This is a genomic window from Streptomyces sp. NPDC007917, assembly GCF_042959105.1.
Lineage (GTDB): Bacteria > Actinomycetota > Actinomycetes > Streptomycetales > Streptomycetaceae > Streptomyces.
Map to the genome: position 1 here is coordinate 231,289 of NZ_JBIBKK010000014.1, position 17,620 is coordinate 248,908.

Sequence of the window (17,620 nt, forward strand, 5' to 3'; positions counted from 1 at the left end):
AGGTACCAGCAGTGACCGCAGCAACCCCCATCCGCGACGTCCTAGTCCCCAAGGCCCGTGCATGGGTGCGTGTCGTGGCCTCGCTGGGGTAGTGGCGGCTGCCGGGCGAGGACCGTGGTCAGGTTGTGGCCCGGACCAGCAGGACAGCCACAGCAAGGGACAGCAGGGCGACCGCGGCCACTTCGAGGGCAAGCGAGCAGACGAGCAACCGTGCCGCTGAGCGGTTCGCACCGCGCAGGCTGTCGAGCAGGTCCAATCGAGCCTTGTGCGATGTCGAGAATGGATCCGAGCCGGAGCTGTCCCAGGCTTCCCGCAGCCATTGAGTACTAATAGTGGTCTGGCGGCGCGGGATGCTCACAGTCAACGCTGTGACGGCGGCGCCAACGAACAGGGCGAGTGCGGCTACGGTCAGGGTTGTCACTGATGTAGGTAAGCGGTCTTGAGAGGTCCGGCCACTGACTGAAGCGGCTCCCAACGCAAGGGCGACCAACACACCACTGCTGCTCACTACCGCGTTGCCGCGCTGGATCAGCGACTCCTTGATCTTGCGTTCCTCATTGAGTTGATCCTCCAATAGAGCGCCGAGGACCTGCCTGACGTTACTCTCCGGCATTGCGTCACCCCCTTCCACGATCCACGTCAGACAGATCGCAGTGTCGTCGGAGACGTCCGGCCCGATCGGCGCATCAGATGGCTAAAGGACCAGTCCGCAAGGGATGTCGGCGAAGTCAGTCTCCGTTTCTCAAGCGGAGCAAGGAGATCTTCCCCCACACTGAGTATGGAGCTTGAGATACTCAATGAATCGACCAACTGCCTCAACGGCACCATTTCCTCGCTCTGCTGGGCCACCTGCGCACGCAGTAGGGAAATCTCCTCCAAGTTATCCGCGCCGTCATTCCAGTCTTCGAGTTTGGTAATGACACGCTGCAGCAGTGATCGGATACCCGTTCGAAGGTTCATCCGGTTCATTTCCCCGTCCGGAGGCAGCGCGACGATCACCTCGCGGAGCTTCTCAGCAAGGACCCTGCCCGATGACCCACCATCCCGGATTGCAGCTAGTTGACTGCGGCAATCGGCGATCCACTCGGGGGCCAAGCGCTCCACCTCTCCGAGGCGACGCCAGAGGGCGTCGATCTGCGACGACGGGATGGGGACTCTCATTAGCTCGCTCACTCTCCGCTGAACCGCTCGCTGCTCCCACAACATTTCAGCAAGTTGAGCGGGGGCGGGTCCGATGTTCACAATGAGCTGCTTGATTAGACGGTAGACGGAAAGGTCCTCCTCCATGGCAATAACCGTGCCATGCCGCTCCCGCATGCTCAACACAAGAAGGCAGGGCATGAGTGACTCGCGAAGTCCGAAAAAGGCTGCCGCGCTAGAAGTCGCCTGCGTCCACCCCCTCTCGTGTTCTTCACGCGAGTGCGGTCTCGCACCGGCTACCCAACCGACTTGAGAATCCGAACCGTCCCGTCGCATGGAATCCCAGAAGGCACTTCGAAATGCCTCGTCCCGAATAGGCAGGTCGACGCGCATGCCCTCAGCTCCCACGATCTCCCGGCCCCGAGGACTCCGGACGCCGCCGACCCGTGCCGCAATCGGGGGCCGATCGGGCCAACCACGCGGAGGCGCTACAGGGCACAGCACCGCCAGCGACGCACCGCTCAGATCGTGAACGCTTGTCCAGTCTTCGATCAGCTCTTCATGCTGGGGGCGGGCCTCGGCAGTACGGGCCAGTACCAGCACCGCGCCCAAATAGCCACTCGTACCGGATGCGGACAGCAGGTGCCTGAGGAACATATTGATCGGTAGCGGAGTGACGTACATCAAGCCCCCTATCGACGAGATGGGGAGCAGCCGAGCCGCGTGCCCCCGCAGCAGCAGTATGAGGGGGAGATCTCATCGGCACGAGAGGTGCCCGGATCTGAGTGGACCTTTGCGGGATCTGGGTGCTGAATGGTGGCCTGCTGGGGGAAGCTGTTGGCAAACGAAGGTTTACCGACAGGGCGGGCGATCGGGGGTTGTGGCTACTCGGGTAGGGGTCTGCCCTGGACCACGTTCTTCATGACAAGCGTCGAAGTCAGGCGCTGGACGCCGGGCAGTCGGGCCAGCTTCTGGTCGTACAGCTCCTGGAACGCGGCCAGGTCAGCAGCTGCGACGCGCAGGAGGTAGTCGGGTTCGCCAAGGAGGCGCTGGGCCTGGGGGACGTGGGGGATGGCGGTCACGGCCCTCTTCGAAGGCGGTGACGGGGTCGTCGAGATGCCCAGCCCTCCCCGAGGGTGGCGGGGCCGAATAAAGCTGTGCTTTTGGCGGTCCAAAGCAGAGGGGAGACAGAGACAATGTCCGCAGTCTGTCTCGCTCGGGACACCGTCGCCGAAATGATGCTCGCCTTCTTTCCGCAGCCCCCGTCAGACTCTTTTCGGCATCCTGCGCCGGGCGTTCTCTCGCCTGTTCTGGCGCGCTGTTGAAAAAGAGTGAGGGCGGATATGGGTAAGACGTCGGAAACGCAGATGCGGGCGGTTCGGTTCGAGCGTTACGGTCCCCCGGACGTCCTGACGGTGCAGAAGGTGGCCGTTCCCGAGCCGGGCGCGGGTCAAGTCCTGGTGAAGGCTTTCGGGTCCAGTGTGAATCCGGCCGAGGCGCAGGTGCGGGCGGGCAAGTTCAAGCTGCTCACCGGGTCCAAGTTCCCGAAAGGGATCGGAGAGGACTTCAGTGGCGAGATCGTCGCCGTCGGCGAGGGAGTCGAGCGTTCGCTGGTAGGGCGGCGCGTGTGGGGCACAGATCTCGGGCTGAAGAGTGAGACGACCGCCGAGTACATCGTCGTCAAGGAGTCGGTCACCGCCTGGGCTCCCTCGAGACACGACCCGGTGACTCTGGCCGCCCTCCCCACGGTGGGGCTGACCGCCCTGCTCGCCCTGCGCACGGTCGGTGTGAAGGCGGGCGGGAGGGTGCTGATCGTCGGTGCCGCCGGCGGAGTGGGCAGCGCCGCCGTGCAGCTCGCGCACGCCTTGGGGGCACGGGTCGCCACCGTGTCCGGGAGCGCCAACACCGACCTGTGCCGGGAGCTCGGCGCGGTGGCGGCCTATGAGTACGCGCGCCTGTCGACCGACCCCATCACGGAGAAATTCGACGCGGTCATCGACCTGTACGGCGCCGATCCAGGCGTGTACCGGAGCCTGTTGGTCAAGGGCGGGCGGATGGTCTGCCTTGCGGCGAAAGGCATGGGCTACTCCATGAAGTCGGCCTTCCTGCCGGGGCCGCGGGTGCGCACGGCGCGGATGAAGCCGAGCCGAGCGGACCTGGATACGTTGGCGCGCCATGTGGAGAAGGGCGAGCTGCGGGCGGTCGTGGAGCAGATCTATCCGATGGAAGAGATCGCGGAGGCGCACCGCGCGGTCGAGACCGGGCACAGCCGCGGCAAGCGCGTCATCCAGATCGTCGAGAACCTCTCGTCCTGACGGGGCTGAAGGCTGACACACCGGGGCTCCCAGCCGGTGCACCGCGGTGTCCGGCAGTGCGCTCGGACCGTAGAGCCCCGGTGCTTTCACGACGGCCGCTTGCTCACCACTCGTTCGCTTCCTTGATGATCGCCGCGGCTATCTGAGCCGTCTGCATGGCGATGTCGCGCGGCGGGTTGGGGCGGTCGTTCTCCAGCCACCAGGTGATGGCCTGGACGAAGGTCGCGCCCAGGATCGTCGGCACCAGTCCGGTGGCCGGCTTGCGGCCGGGCGCGGCGGGGAGGGTGACATCCGGGATGGTCAGATGTTCCTTGACCATCTCCGACAGCGTGCTGCGCATCTTGTTCGCGAACCACGGGCTGCCGTTTCGCCCGAGCAGGGCCCCGTACAGGCGGTGGTAGTCGGAAATGTGCTCGAAGAAATCGATCCAGCGTTCCTGGGTTGTCTTGCCGCTGTCGTCCGACATGGTACCGACGAGTTCCCCCATCGCTTCGTCGAAAATCTGCTCCACCAGATGGAACTTGTCGCGGTAATTCCGGTAGAAGGCCGCTCTGCTCACCATGCCGCGATCCGTGATCTCGGCCACAGTGAGGCGGTCGAAACCACGCTCTTCGATGAGATCGATCAGCGCCTCGCGCAGCAGTTTGCGGGTTCGCCTCGTCCGCACGTTCTCCGTCTGCTGAGACACTTTCGGCTCCTTGTCTCGTCTGAGACGTCATGGGGGAAATGCTTCTTGCTCATGCGTTCCGGCGTCGGAAGACTCTATGTCGGACAGAGCATCTTGTCCAAGACTCGATGCCTCTAATCCAACACCAAGAATGATTTGAGACACGCTGTCTCGCACGGCGCTGGGCTTGCAGCGCACCGCGCGGGCGGCGGGCAGGGAGTTTCCGATGCGTGTTGTTCGAGTCGACGAGTTCGGTCCGCCCCAGGTGCTGCACGTCGAAGAGGCCGATGCCCCCGAGGCCGGGCCCGGCCAGGCCGTGGTGGAGGTCGAGGTGGCCGCGGCCATCTACGGCGACACCATCGTCCGCGGCGGCCGCTATCCCTTCCCGCTGCCCTACGTCCCCGGCCTTGAGGTGGCCGGCCGTGTCGTGTCGGTGCATCCCGCCTCCGACCAGTCCCTGGTCGGGCAGCGGGTGGTGGCCACGACGGTCGGGATGACGGGCGGCTATGCCGAACAGGCGGTCGTCGCGGTCGGCCAGATGCACCCGGTGCCCGTCGAACTCTCCCTGGATGAGGCGATCGCCGTCTTCCAGGCCGGAGCCGTCGCGGGCGGCATCCTGTCCGCGGTACGGCTGTCCCCGGACGACAGCGTCCTGGTCACCGCCGCGGCAGGGCGCATCGGCTCCCTGCTCGTCCAACTCGCCAAGGAGCGGGGCGCCCGCACTGTGATCGGGGCTGCGGGCGGCGAGCGGAAGACGGCCGCCGCACGGGAGTTCGGTGCGGACCTGGCCGTGGACTACACGGCGGACGGCTGGGTGGAGCAGGTCAAGGAGGCCACCGGCGGCAAGGGCGCCGACATCGTCCTCGACGCGGTCGGCGGCACCGTCGGCGCCCGGGCACTGGATGCCGCGGCCGACGGCGGCGGCCGGATCGGCGTGTACGGCTTCACCTCCGGCGAGTGGACCGCGCTCGACGCCTTCACCCTGGGCCGCCGGGGCCTGACGGTCATCGGCGCCCTCGGTATCGCCTTCGCCAAGCCCGCCGCCGAGCAGCACGCGGACGTCACAGAGGCACTCAAGGCTGCCGCCGCGGGCCGGATCGGCGCCCGCATCCACGCGACGTACCCCCTGGAGCAGGCCGCCGAGGCCCACGCCGACCTCGAAGAGCGCCGCACCATCGGCGCCGTTCTGCTGCGGCCCTGACGCGCCCGACTCCTCGCGAGACCCGCTGCTCCTGCTCCCCGCAGGCAGCCGGTCCCGCGAGGTCCACCCGGTGCCGTCGACCCGCGCGGCAGCGCACAACCGTGTTCGAAACCGACCGAAGCGACAGGAGCTTCGCACCAAGATGACTACGTTCCTCTACGGCGTGGGCAGGTTCGCCTTCCGGCGCCGCCGCCTGGTCGCCCTCGTATGGGTGGCCCTCCTTGTGGCGATAGGCTTTGCCGCCGCTGCGGCCGGATCACCCGCAAACAGCCCCCTCAACATCCCCGGCACCCAGTCCCAGCGCGCCTTCGACCTGATCGCCCAGCACTTCCCGGGGACCAAGGCCGACGGCGCCAACGCGCGCGTGGTCTTCCAGGCGCAGGCCGGCCGGAAGGTCGACTCCGCCGAGAGCAAGGCCGCCATCAAGAAGGCCGTCGACACACTCAAGTCCAGCTCCACCCAGGTCGCTTCCGTGGTGGACCCGTTCCAGGCCGGCGCGGTCAGCGAGGACCGGACCATCGCCTACATCCAGGTCTCCTACGGCACCTCGGCCTCGGAGCTGACCGACAAGACGGTCGACGCGCTCAAGCACATCGGCGACAAGGACATGCCGGCCGGGCTGCGGGTGGAGGTCGGCGGCAACGCCCTCGGCCAGGCGCCCTCGGTGGGCGGCGGCGAGGTCGTCGGCCTCGCGATCACCCTCATCGTGCTGGTGCTCACCTTCGGCTCCATGGTGGCGGCCGGACTGCCGCTCATCACAGCCCTCATCGGCGTGGCCATCGGCATCGCCGGGATCACCGCGCTCAGCCACGCCCTGAACCTCTCCAGCAGCACCTCCATGCTAGCGCTGATGCTGGGCCTGGCCGTCGGCATCGACTACGCGCTGTTCATCGTGTCCCGCTACCGGGGCGAACTCGCCGGGGGCCACGCCCAGGAGGAGGCCGCGGGCCGCGCCCTGGGAACGGCCGGCTCATCGGTGGTCTTCGCGGGGCTCACCGTGGTCATCGCGCTCGTCGGCCTCGCCGTCGTCAACATCCCGAACCTCACCAAGATGGGTCTGGCAGCGGCGGGCACGGTGGTGATCGCCGTCCTCATCGCCCTCACCCTCGTCCCCGCGCTCGTCGGCTTCGCCGGACGCAAGGTGCTGCCCCGCAAGGTCCGCAAGGGCAGGATCGAGCTACGCGACGCCACCGGGCCGAAGCTGGGCGCCCGTTGGGCCCGCGAGCTGGTCGCCCGTTGGGCCCGCGAGCTGGTCGCCCGCCCGGCCCTGGCGGTCGTCGTCGGCGTGCTCGGCCTCGCCGCCGTGGCCGTCCCGGCGCTCAGCCTGCGGATGGCGCTGCCCGACGACGGCCACCTGCCGCCCGAGACCACCCAGCGGCAGGCGTACGACCTGCTGACCGAGGGTTTCGGAGCGGGATTCAACGGGCCGCTCACCGTGGTCGTCGACGCGACCCGCAGCGCGGACCCGCACGCAGCCGCGGACCGCATCGGCTCGGAGATCGCCACGGCGCACGCTGTCGCCGCGGTCCGGCCCGCGGTCTTCAACAAGGCCCAGGACACAGCCCTGTTGACGGTCGTCCCGAAGACGGGTCCGAATGCCCAGGAGACCCATGACCTGGTCTCCTCGCTCCGGGACGACGCCGGGCGTCTCCGTGGGGAGACCAACGCCCAGGTGCTGGTCACCGGCACCACCGCGCTGAACATCGACATCTCGCAGCGGCTCAGCGACGCGCTGCTGCCCTACCTGGCCCTTGTCGTCGGCCTCGCGTTCGTGATCCTGGTGATCGTCTTCCGCTCGATCCTGGTCCCGCTCAAGGCTGCGCTCGGCTTCCTGCTCTCTGTGCTCGCCGCGCTCGGCGCCATCGTCGCGGTCTTCCAGTGGGGCTGGCTCGGCAGCGTCACCGGCGTCGACCAGACCGGGCCGATCATGAGCACCATGCCCATCTTCCTGATCGGCATCGTCTTCGGCCTGGCCATGGACTACGAGGTCTTCCTCGTCAGCCGGATGCGGGAGGCCTACGCCCACGGCACCGCGCCCCGGGACGCGGTGATCACCGGCTTCGGGCAGAGCTCCCGGGTGGTGACCGCCGGCGCGCTGATCATGATCAGCGTCTTCGCCGGGTTCATGGGATCCACCGAGGCGATGATCAAGGAGATCGGCTTCGGCCTGGGTGTCGCCGTCCTGTTCGACGCGTTCGTCGTCCGCATGCTCATCGTGCCAGCGGTCCTGGCCCTGCTCGACCGTGCCGCCTGGTGGCTGCCCGGATGGCTCGACCGCATCCTGCCGAACGTCGACATCGAGGGCGCGGCCCTGTCACACCCCGCCGCCGCCCGCACCGCAGCCGACCAGCGGTTCGCCGAACTCTGAGACCGCCGGACCGCACACGGGCCCGCGCCGGGCGGCGCACCCCCACCGCCCCCGGCCCGGGCCGTTCCACACCGCTGCGGCGACCACCGCACCCGTCTCCGCGTACCCGCCCGCGGCGTCACGACGAAGGCAGGCAGCACCCCGCGGGTGATCCTCCCCTCCCACGGCCCGATCCCCGCCGCCCTCGCCGCCGCACTGCGCCGCGCCCAGCGGCTCGTCGACGACCCCGACGGGGCGTCTGCTACGGCGCCCGCCCGATCTTCGCCTTCGCCTGATGATCCGCGACGGCATCCGGGAGCAGGCCGCCGGCGGCCGAAGCTGTAGCGGCCGAGCATGTTTCTACAGCCCGGCTCCGGGCTCGTCCACGTTCACGGTCCGAAGTGGCCGGTGGCCCTGGTCGTCGAGCTGGGCGAGTTCGCGGTCGTAGTCGACGGTGATGGAGCCGTAGTAGTTGACGGCCGAGCTGCGGGCCGGGGAGATGTGCGCCAGGACCTCGGCGTCCACCTCGCGGCCGGCCGCACGGACTTCGCCGACGGCCAGGCCCAGGTAGGTGGTGTGCCAGCACACGACCGCGTTCGTCACGACGGTCAGGCACCATGCCTGCTCGTTCTGCTGCTCTGGGCTGGCGTCGGGTGACCTTGCCCTCGCGGGCGTAGTGGAGCTGGCGGCGCAGCGCGTGGAGGGACTCGCCCTTGTTCAGCTGCCGGGCGATCTTGCGGCGGTAGGCAGGATCAGACAAGTACTTCGCCGCGTAGATGGTCCTCCGAATAGCGCCGTACTCCTTCAGTGCCGCCGCGAGGGCGTTCTGCCGGGAGGACGCGGAGAGCTTGCCGACGATCAGGGAGGCGGTGGCGTGCCCGTACTTGAGCGATCCGGCCAGCCCCAGCAGGTCGTCCCAGTGGTCGGCGACGAGACCGAGGTTGGCCTTCTTCGTCAGCAGGGGCCTGCGGTGGGGAACTTCTCTTCGTAGTTGGCCTTGGCGCCCATCCGGTACAGGGTGATCTTGCCCAGGTCGCGGATGCGGGGCGAGAGCTGCTTGCCGACCAGGTCGAAGAGCCCGAAGTTGACCAGGGTGACGCCGTGCGTGTCGGTGGCGTGCTCGGTGATCGGCAGGTCGGTGGCGTTGCCGAGGATCTCGTCCAGCACGTAGTGCGCCTCGCGGTGGGTGGCGACGATGACCTTCGTGCCGAAGGTGGAGTGCTGGTCGGAGACGTGGGTGTAGGTGGAGATGCCCTCGTTGACGAAGTACTTGTTCAGGTGCCGGGCGGTGATCGACTTGCCACGGGTGGGGAAGCGCTGCCCGTCCGAGGACGACAGGGTGCCCGAGCCGAACATCGCCGTCATGGGCAGCTGGTGGTGGTAGTTGACCAGGCAGATGTTCGCCTCGCGCAGCGTGTCCTCGCGGATGTACCACTCGGCGGTCCACGCCAGCACGTCGTAAGGGATGCCGCAGGAGGAGGCCATCCCGTGCAGCCCCATGTTCGTGGAGAGCCCGATCAGATTCCTTTTGAGCTGCGGTGAGCGGGCCTGCTTGCCGCCGGCGTGGGTGAAGCAGTCCAGGAAGGAGGTGTGCCGGTCCATCTCCACCAGCAGCGAGGCGATCGGTACGTCCGGCAGCATCCGCTCCAGCTCGCCGTGCAGCTCCTCGGCCTCGGACGGAATGTCCTCCGCGGTGAGCGGCGAGATCACCAGTTCGCCCGCGTCGTTGAGACGGACCGGCCCGTCCCCCCCTCTTGAGGGTGTCCTCCAGGTCGGTCAGGGCCTCGTCCAGCTCGTCCATCACCAGCGGCAGCGCCTCCGACGCATCGGGGCTCTTGCCGACCAGGCGGCAGAACTCGGCCCGGTGGTCCTCCCACTGGGCGGGCTTCAACAGGTAGGTCTCGGGATTGTCGTAGCGGCGTGAGCCAGGCACGTACACATCCCCCGAGCGCAGGCCGTCGCGCAGCGCGAGCAGCACGCACAGCTCCCAGTAGTGCCGGTACGCGGTCGCGTCCCCCTTGGCCGCGGCCTCGTCCAGGTAGCCCTGCCAGCGGGTCGGCACGAACAGCGTGGGCGCCTTGTCCGGGACGGTGCGGGCGCCACTCGCGTTCAGCTCCCGGAGGATCTCCAGGGCCTCGACCAGCGGCTGTGCCTCGGTGCCGCCCTTGAACCGCACCGCCTTGAGCACCTTCGGGGCGAACTGGCGGATGTAGGTGTAGGAGCCCTCCAGCAGCCGCAGATGCCCGTGGTCCTTCGGCAGCCGCACGGTGGCCCCGGCGTTCGCGGCGATCAGCCGGGACATGCCGATCTTCCCGCGCAGCAGCGTCCCCACCGCCTCGTCCGGGATACCCGCATCCGCGAGGACAGGCAGGATCTTCGCCCCTCGCAAGCCGCCGCCCGCGCCGGCCTGGCGGCCGAATACCGACTGGAGACAGCTGCCGCTGTTCGGACAGGTCCCGCGCGACTACGGCCGCCTCGCCCGCTCCGGCGTCGACTTGACCAGCCCCTGGCTGACCTGGGCGAAGTACCTCGCTCACCGGTTCGCCGAGGCACGGGGCTGGGGACGCAACATACGCTTCGCCGTCAACCGCGGCCTGGCCCTTGTCCTCACCGGGTACGTGGAGGGCGACGCCATCCGGCACAGCGAGATCTTCACCCCGCTCCGGTCCCGCGACATCCCGGTCGGCCACGTCGTCACGGTCCTGGAGGAGATGGGGATCTTCGAGGACGACAGCGAACCCTCCTTCGAGGGCTGGCTCGCCGAGCGTCTGCAGGGTCTCGCACCCGGCATCCGCTCGGAGGCCGAGCGCTGGACCCGCGTCCTGCGTGACGGTGGCCCCCGCAGCCTCCCGCGACGGGAAGGCACGGTCTGGCTCTACCTCAACCGTGTCCGGCCGGCCCTGCTGGAATGGTCGGACCGCTATGACCACCTGCGGGAAGTGACCCGCGACGACGTCCGGACCTACATTAAGACACTGCACGGCCACCAGCGGCGTGACCAACTCGTGGCCCTGCGCTCGCTGTTCTCCTGGGCCAAGCGAAATGGGCTGCTTTTCCGAAACCCGACCAGCCGGATCAAGGTCGGCCAGTACGAGTACGGCGTGCTCCAGCCGCTGGTCCCCGCCCAGGTCGGCCGGTCCGTCGCGGCGGCCACCACCCCGGCAACACGACTCATCCTCACCCTCGCTGCGGTGCACGCCGCCCGGGTCGCCCAGATCGGCATGCTCATGCTCGACGACGTCGACCTCGGCAACCGACGGCTGACCATCGCCGGACGCGTCCGCCCGCTCGACGACCTCACCCTGAAACTGCTGCTGGACTGGCTGGAGCACCGGCGAAACCGGTGGCCGAGTACCGCGAACCTCCATCTGCTGATCAACAACCAGACCGCCACCAAGACCAGCCGCGCCAGCAACCACTGGATCAGCTCCGCGCAGCCAGGACGCGACGCTGGAGCGGCTCCGCGTCGACCGGCAGCTCGAAGAGGCCCTGACCCACGGGCCCGATCCGCTTCACCTCGCCGAGGTGTTCGGGCTCGACGAGAAGACCGCGATGCGCTACGCGGACTCCGCACGGGCACTACTGGAACAGGCAGCCGAGCACTCGGCATCGCCCTCAGGAAAAGAACTTGACCCGGATTGACGCGACTTGGAGTCGGCGTCAGCAGATCCTTGGGAGAGGCGCAGGCACTCATCCCAGGCTTCAGGAAAGCTCTCGTAGGTGTTGAGGCGTTCTTGGCGCATCCAGTGACCGTGCTCGACGGCACCTTGGTCCTGTACTTGCCGCCGGACGGCTTCGGCGTTCTTTTCCGCGCCGAACTTAGCTGCCCGCGCCCCAACAACCGCTCCCAAGCCGGTTGCCACTAACCCGATCACTGCGATGGCGAGAGGAACCACGAAATCCATCACGGCGGAACGTCATGGCTGCTCAATCAGTTCAAGGGAACACCGCGTCGTGCGGCCTGACAGCAGGACCAACGGCATCACAGCTCGTCAATCAACCGCGAATACATGAACATGTCCCGGCGTTCGTCCCCCACCTGTTGCCACCCACGCAGCACCGAGCGCAACCCGCGCGGAGCAACCTCACCGCTGCTTCATCAACGACGACAGAGGGCGTCGGGTTCACGGCCGACGATGGACGTATGCGCGAAACCCCAGAAGAACTCAACAAGCTCCAGTCCCTCCTCGACTCCTCCCTCTCCGGCTCGACCGCACACCTCCGCTCGATCGTCGAGGGCCGCACCATCACGGCGGCGCAGCTCACCGGGGTCCTCACCGGCATGTGCACGCTCGCCCTCTCCACGGTGACCGCAAAGGGCGAACCGCGGATCAGCGGCGCCGACGGGCACTTCCTGCACGGCCGGTGGCACTTCGGCACGGCGCGCAACGCCGCCAAGGCCCGTCATCTCGCGGCCCGTCCGGCCGCCAGCGTCGCGCACATGCGCGGCGAGGACCTCGGCGTGTTCACCCACGGCACGGTGGAGGAGCTGAACCCCGAGGACGCCGAGACCACGGCCGACTGGCAGGAACTCCTCGCCTACTTGAAGGACTTCTACGGCGACGACGACGCCTTCGACTGGAACCGCGAGGTCGTCTACTACCGGCTGAACCCGCACTGGATGACCGTCTACGCCCCCGACCTCGACAAGCTCACCGGCACGTGACGCCGGGCCCGTCGACGAGGGCCTGCACCTGCGCGTACGTGGGTGCGGGGCCGGTCGACGGCGCGCCGTCGCGTACCGCCAGCGCCGTGGCGACGGCCTCGCCCAGCGCCCGCCGGTACAGCAGCGACCCGAGGCTGCCCCGCCCCCAAGCTCTCAACTCCGCTTCGCTGCGTTCGAGCAGGGGGCCGCTCGGCGTCCTGCCGGTCCAGGGGACCAGGAACGGCAAGGTCGCGAGTTGGCCCCGAACCCACGGAAGCAACTCCGCAGAGCACGACGGCGGACCCTTGAGTTCCCACCGAGAACCCTTCAGATTGCGTGAACTCACGGGACTCACGGGGGTTGAGGAACATCCGTGTCAGATCGTGCGCTAAGCCCTCGCGGCCCTGTTCGGCGCTTTGACCTGGGCTGATCGTACGGCGGAGCCTTCACGGGTCGATGTCGTCGATCTTCGGAGGTCCTGGTGGCGGTCGAGTTCTTGTCTGATCAACAGGCAGCCCAGTACGCGGCGTTCAACGGAGCGCCGTCTCGTGCGGAGCTGGATCGGTATTTCTTCCTGGATGACTCGGATCTGGAGAAGGTGCAGGCCAAGCGGCGTGCGCACAACCGCCTCGGGTTCGCGGTCCAGCTGACGAAGTGTGCGGTACTTGGGCCGGTTCATGCCGGACCCGCGGCAGGTGTCAGCGAGGTCGCCGAGTACCTGGCCGAGCAGCTGGGGATCGCCGATGCGTCGTGTCTGAAGGAGTACGGCGAGCGGGACGGGACGGCCCGCACGCACGCCGGGGAGATCCAGGAGGCCGGGGGCTGGCGGGACTTCGCCGAGGTGCGCGACGAGCTGAGCGAGTGGCTGGACGCTCGGGCCTGGACAACCGGCGACGGGCCGAAGTCGCTGTTCGACGCGGCGGGCGGGTGGCTGCGCGAGCGCCGGGTGCTACTGCCCGGGGCGAGCCGCCTGGCCCGGCTGGTGGGCACGGTCCGGGAGGCGGCGAACAACCGGCTGTGGAACACCCAGTACGGCCTGCTGAGCACCGGTCAGCGGGCCGTGCTCGACTCCCTGTTGAGTGTGCCGCCGGGCGCGCGGGTGTCGGAGCTGGACCGGCTGCGGCGGGGCCCGGTGCGGATCTCCGGGCCTCAGATGAAGTGGGCGCTGGAGCGGGCGGAGGAGATCGCCGACTTCGGGATGGGCGAGGTGGACGTGTCCGCGATACCGCCGCGGCGGCTGGCGGAGCTGTCGCGGTACGGGGTCGGCGGTAAGGCGTCGCTGCTCAAGCGGCACGGCGACTCCCGGCGCCTGCCCACGCTGCTGGCCACCGCTGTTTACCTGACGTCCCGCGCGGTCGATGACGCTCTGGACCTGCTGGAAGTGCTCATCGCCACGATGCTGCTGGCCAGGGCCGAGCGGGAGACTATGAAGGAGAAACTGAAGACCCTGCCGCGGGTGGAGCGGGCCTCGGCGAAGCTGGCCGCCGCGTTCCAGATCGTGTTCGACACCACGAGCGAGCAGGTCGACACCGACACCGGGGAGATCAGCCCGCCCGAGGTAGAGACGCTGGACGCGATGTGGGCGCGGATCGAGCAGGTGGTGCCGCGCCACGAGCTGGCGGCCGCGATCGCTGCGCTGTTCGAGCTGACCCCGCCGCTCGACTCGGACGCGGACGAGGCATGGCGGACTCAGCTGGTCACCCGGTTTGGCACCGTACGGCCGTTCCTGAAGCTGCTGGTAAGCGTGGTTGACTTCGGCGCTACCCCGGAGGGCCTGCCGGTCCTGGCCGCGTTGAAGTCGCTGCCGGACTTGATGGGCCGGAAGAAGGTCGGCCCCGCCGAGATCGACACCGGTCTCCTGGTGGGGTCGTGGCGGCGGCTGGTGCTGTCGGCGCCGCACCTGGAGCCGGGCACGGTGGACTGGAAGGCGTACACGTTCTGCGTGCTGGAGCACCTGCACCGGATGCTGCGCCGACGGGAGGTGTTCGCGAAGAACTCCTCCAAGTGGGGCGACCCCCGGGCCAAGCTCCTCGACGGCGAGGCGTGGGAACAGACCAAACCCACCGTGCTCGCCTCCCTCAACCTGCCCGCCGAGGCCGGTCAGCACCTGGCCGCGCGGGCCACGCTGCTGGACGGCACCTACCGTGAGGTCGCCGCCCGGGTGCCGGCGAACTCCCAGATCGTGTTCGACGACGACGGCCGTCTGCACTTCGCCGCCCTGGAGCCGGAGCCCGAACCGGCCTCCCTGCGGGCCCTGCGGGAGGCGGTGGAGGCGATGCTGCCGCGCGTCGACCTGCCGGAGGCCCTGCTGGAGGTGTTCGCGTGGACCGGCGCCGACCAGGCGTTCACCTCGGTCACCGGCGGCGAGGCGAGGCTGAAGGACCTGCACATGACGATCGCCGCGCTGCTGGTCGCGCACAGCTGCAACGTTGGCTACACCCCGGTCATTGGGGCCGCGGAGGCGCTGAAGTACGGGCGGCTGTCCCACGTCGACCAGACGTATCTGCGGCTGGCGACGTACCGGGCTGCGAACGCCACGCTGATCGACTACCAGGCGTCCGTCCCGCTCGCGCAGGCGTGGGGCGGCGGACTGGTCGCCTCCGTGGACGGCATGCGGTTCGTCGTCCCCGTGCCGTCGGTGTACGCGCGGCCGAACCCGAAGTACTTCGGGCGGCGGGGCGGTGCGACGTGGTTGAACATGATCAATGACCAGGCGGCGGGGCTGGGCGGGAAGGTGGTGGCCGGCACCCCGCGCGACTCCCTGTACGTGCTGGACGTCCTCTATGACCGCGACGGCGGCAAGCGTCCCGAGATGATCGTCACCGACACCGCGAGCTACAGCGACATTGTCTTCGGGCTGCTCACCCTGGCCGGGTTCGCGTACGCGCCACAGCTTGCCGACCTGCCGGATCAGAAGATGTGGCGCATCGACCGCACCGCCGACTACGGCGCCTTCCAGGACGCCGCCCGCGGCCGGGTCGACCTCGCCCGGATCGAACGCCACTGGGAGGACATCCTCCGCATCATCGGCTCCATCCACACCGGCGCCGTCCGTGCGTACGACGTCATCCGCATCTCTCTCGCGACGGCCGCTCCACTCCGCTCGGCGACGCGATCGCGCACTACGGGCGGATCTCCAAGACCCTGCACATCCTGCGCCTGGCCGACGAGCCCGGCTTCCGGCGGCACATTAAGAGCCAGGCCAACCTCCAGGAGGGCCGCCACTCCCTGGCCGGGAAGATCTTCCACGGCAGGAACGGGCAGCTCTACCAGCGCTACCAGGACGGCATGGAAGACCAGATCGGCGCACTGGGGTCCTGAACGCCCTCGTCCTATTCAACACCCGGTACATGGACGCCGCCGTGAACCAGCTGCGCGCGGACGGCTTCGACGTCCGCGACGAGGACGTTGCTCGCCTCTCCCCGTTCGTCCGCGACCACATCAACATGCTGGGCCGGTACTCGTTCCAGCTTCCCAACCTGCCCGGCGGTCTACGTCCGCTGCGGGACCCGGACGCTGCCGACGAGTGACGATGACATTGGCCGTATCTCGTCTGCCGTCCCACGACCCCACACAGGCTTAATGATGCTCCCGCGCCACGCACTGCGCGGGTGGTTGTGATGACAGCACGGGGGGACCATGGATCACACAGGCGGCATCGGCGTACCACCTCCCGGGCCTCCGCCACAGATTCCGCCCCGGCCCCCGTCTCAGCCGCCGCAGCTGCCTCCTCAGATACCGCCGATGCCGCTGCCTCCCCGCAGGGGAAAGCCGCTGGAACTCCGGGTCCAGCGGCAGATCCTGTGGGTGGGGTCGGCGGCGGTTCCGTTGCGCAATATCAGCTGGGTCGAAGTGTTCAAGTCGAAGCCCGACTGGGGCAAGGCCGGCGTCTACTTCCTGCCGTTGGTGGTCTTCGCCTTCTTGGTCTCCGCCCGGCTCGACTCCACGGACGGGGGCGGCGGGGTCGGCGGTCCTGTCCCGGGCGTCCTGACCCTGTTCAACCTGGTCGTTGTCTGCGCCATCCTGCTCCGGTCGAGGAAGCCGGTGCTGGTCGTCGAGCTGAACAGCGGTTCCAGGGTGTTTGACCCTGCCGACCATGGATGAACTGCGGGCGATCGCCGGGCAGATCGTGTATGCGATCGACCACCCGGAATACGAGTTCTTCGCCGTCCTTGAGCAGTACAACACCACGAACAACTTCGGTTCCGTCGTCAACATGAACGGCGGCAGGGGAAACACGGGGATCAACCACGGCACCGTCGTCCACAAACGACGGCACCGCTCAGGACACCGAGCTGCAGGCCGCCGTGACAGACCTCACCCGCCTCCTCAAGGACCTGCGCCCGGAGCTCACCCCGGACCAGGCCCAGACCCTGGAGAACGCGCTGCCCGCGCTCACCCCCGACCGGGCCGCCCTGCGTGAGCGCGGCATGATCCTGGCGTCCGTCTCGCAGATCGCGGCGACCGTGGGCGAGGTGGGCAGGCCCGTCGTGGAGGCGCTGGGGCGGCTGCTCGCGCTGCTGGGCTGACGGGCCTGCCCTGGTGGGTACGGTCGCCGGTGCGCGCGCGTACCGGCCCCTTCGCCGTGGGTGCGGCCGCCGGCTGGGCCGCCCGCTGGGTCGGCCGGTTGTCTACGGTCGTAGATGGCGGGTCGTATGCTCGTTCCATGACTGGTGGACAGGCGCCTCGCCGGCGGGATGCGGTGGCGACACGCGAAGCGATCCTGGCGGCCGCGGTGGTGGAGTTCACCGAGCACGGGTACGACCGGGCCGGGGTACGGCAGATCGCCGAGCGCGCGGGCGTCACGGCGATGATGATCAACCGCTACTTCGGATCGAAGCAGGGCCTGTTCACCGAGGCGGTGGATCGCCTCTTCGGGCCGCCGACGGTGGTGGGCACCGAATCCCGTGGCCTGACGGGGGCGATGGCCCGGTCGCTCGCCGAGCGCACGAGTGCGGGTGCCGAGCGCCTCGACCCGTTCCTGCTGATGCTCCGCTCCGCGTCGGACCCTGAGGCCGCCGCCATCCTCCGGCAGGGGATCGAGACGCACGTCGGCGCCCGGCTGGCGGGACTGATCGGCGGCCCGGAGGCCGAGTTGCGCGCCCAGTTGGGCCTGGCACTGGCCGCGGGGACGTGGCTGCTGCGCACGGTCGTCGGCGTCGGCGCGCTGGCGGACGCCGACGACGACCGGCTGGCGGAGTTGCTGGCCGCGATGCTCCAGCCGGTCACGGACGGGGCGGAGGCTCGTGGCGCCGAGCCCCGGAGCGCCGAGGACGGGGGCGGCGAGGCGTAGCGGGCGGATGCG

The 17,620-nt window shown here is 68.7% G+C and carries 13 protein-coding genes and 4 pseudogenes; 9 read left to right on the forward strand and 8 right to left on the reverse strand.

All coding sequences use genetic code 11. The features are described 5' to 3' along the window. Positions 1-118: 118 nt before the first annotated feature. The 3 genes and pseudogenes from ACFZDL_RS27750 to ACFZDL_RS27760 form a co-directional block, all read right to left on the reverse strand. Positions 119-613, reverse strand: coding sequence for a hypothetical protein (locus tag ACFZDL_RS27750; protein WP_353596603.1), 495 nt, complete (start codon positions 611-613; stop codon positions 119-121). A gap of 26 nt (positions 614-639) precedes the next feature. Continuing rightward, a complete protein-coding gene (locus ACFZDL_RS27755; protein WP_353596602.1) occupies positions 640-1,287 on the reverse strand; it encodes a hypothetical protein in 648 nt (215 codons plus the stop codon). A gap of 737 nt (positions 1,288-2,024) precedes the next feature. Continuing rightward, positions 2,025-2,204, reverse strand: a pseudogene (locus ACFZDL_RS27760) (Lrp/AsnC ligand binding domain-containing protein); the annotation flags it as partial. A 279-nt stretch (positions 2,205-2,483) separates the two neighbouring features. Here ACFZDL_RS27760 and ACFZDL_RS27765 point away from each other — a divergent pair. Continuing rightward, positions 2,484-3,455 (forward strand): NAD(P)-dependent alcohol dehydrogenase, encoded by a 972-nt coding sequence (locus ACFZDL_RS27765; protein WP_353596601.1) that lies wholly within the window; start codon positions 2,484-2,486, stop codon positions 3,453-3,455. Between the two features lie 103 nt (positions 3,456-3,558). On the opposite strand, the gene ACFZDL_RS27770 is transcribed toward ACFZDL_RS27765, so the two are convergent. Next, positions 3,559-4,143: a TetR/AcrR family transcriptional regulator gene (locus ACFZDL_RS27770; RefSeq protein WP_353596600.1), complete on the reverse strand. Its 585-nt coding sequence runs from the start codon at positions 4,141-4,143 to the stop codon at positions 3,559-3,561. Between the two features lie 205 nt (positions 4,144-4,348). On the opposite strand from ACFZDL_RS27770, the gene ACFZDL_RS27775 reads away from it, so the two are divergent. After that, the gene (locus ACFZDL_RS27775) at positions 4,349-5,323 is read left to right on the forward strand and encodes a zinc-binding dehydrogenase (protein WP_353596599.1); all 975 of its coding nucleotides are present in this window, start codon (positions 4,349-4,351) and stop codon (positions 5,321-5,323) included. A gap of 142 nt (positions 5,324-5,465) precedes the next feature. Then, a complete protein-coding gene (locus ACFZDL_RS27780; RefSeq protein ID WP_353596598.1) occupies positions 5,466-7,691 on the forward strand; it encodes an MMPL family transporter in 2,226 nt (741 codons plus the stop codon). 339 nt (positions 7,692-8,030) lie between these two features. On the opposite strand, the pseudogene ACFZDL_RS27785 reads toward ACFZDL_RS27780, so the two are convergent. The 3 genes and pseudogenes from ACFZDL_RS27785 to ACFZDL_RS27795 form a co-directional block, all read right to left on the reverse strand. Next, positions 8,031-8,291: pseudogene (locus ACFZDL_RS27785) on the reverse strand (Tn3 family transposase); the annotation flags it as partial. Between the two features lie 73 nt (positions 8,292-8,364). Further along, positions 8,365-8,631 (reverse strand): annotated as a pseudogene (locus ACFZDL_RS27790) (Tn3 family transposase); the annotation flags it as partial. Continuing rightward, complete coding sequence (locus tag ACFZDL_RS27795) at positions 8,625-9,380, reverse strand: Tn3 family transposase (protein ID WP_353596597.1); 756 nt, start codon at positions 9,378-9,380, stop codon at positions 8,625-8,627. The gene ACFZDL_RS27795 and the pseudogene ACFZDL_RS27790, both read right to left, overlap by 7 nt. A 590-nt stretch (positions 9,381-9,970) precedes the next feature. Here ACFZDL_RS27795 and ACFZDL_RS27800 point away from each other — a divergent pair. After that, entirely contained in the window at positions 9,971-11,302 is a 1,332-nt protein-coding gene (locus tag ACFZDL_RS27800) for a hypothetical protein (RefSeq protein ID WP_353596596.1), read from the forward strand. A 512-nt stretch (positions 11,303-11,814) separates the two neighbouring features. After that, the gene (locus ACFZDL_RS27805) at positions 11,815-12,336 is read left to right on the forward strand and encodes a pyridoxamine 5'-phosphate oxidase family protein (protein ID WP_081235495.1); all 522 of its coding nucleotides are present in this window, start codon (positions 11,815-11,817) and stop codon (positions 12,334-12,336) included. Here the strand turns inward: ACFZDL_RS27805 and ACFZDL_RS27810 are convergent. After that, positions 12,323-12,562 (reverse strand): hypothetical protein, encoded by a 240-nt coding sequence (locus ACFZDL_RS27810; RefSeq protein WP_353596595.1) that lies wholly within the window; start codon positions 12,560-12,562, stop codon positions 12,323-12,325. The two genes, ACFZDL_RS27805 and ACFZDL_RS27810, sit on opposite strands and share 14 nt — an antisense overlap. Before the next feature lie 234 nt (positions 12,563-12,796). Between ACFZDL_RS27810 and ACFZDL_RS27815 the strand changes: the two are divergent. The 4 genes and pseudogenes from ACFZDL_RS27815 to ACFZDL_RS27830 all read left to right on the forward strand — a co-directional run bounded on the left by ACFZDL_RS27815 (position 12,797) and on the right by ACFZDL_RS27830 (position 17,608). Beyond that, positions 12,797-15,845: pseudogene (locus ACFZDL_RS27815) on the forward strand (Tn3 family transposase). Positions 15,846-16,059: 214 nt separating this feature from the next. Beyond that, the gene (locus ACFZDL_RS27820) at positions 16,060-16,419 is read left to right on the forward strand and encodes a DUF6232 family protein (protein ID WP_353596594.1); all 360 of its coding nucleotides are present in this window, start codon (positions 16,060-16,062) and stop codon (positions 16,417-16,419) included. A gap of 203 nt (positions 16,420-16,622) precedes the next feature. Next, the gene (locus tag ACFZDL_RS27825; RefSeq protein ID WP_353596593.1) at positions 16,623-16,844 is read left to right on the forward strand and encodes a hypothetical protein; all 222 of its coding nucleotides are present in this window, start codon (positions 16,623-16,625) and stop codon (positions 16,842-16,844) included. Between the two features lie 137 nt (positions 16,845-16,981). Next, on the forward strand, positions 16,982-17,608 hold the full coding sequence (locus tag ACFZDL_RS27830) for a TetR family transcriptional regulator (protein WP_353596592.1): 627 nt from the start codon (positions 16,982-16,984) through the stop codon (positions 17,606-17,608). Positions 17,609-17,620 lie beyond the last annotated feature (12 nt).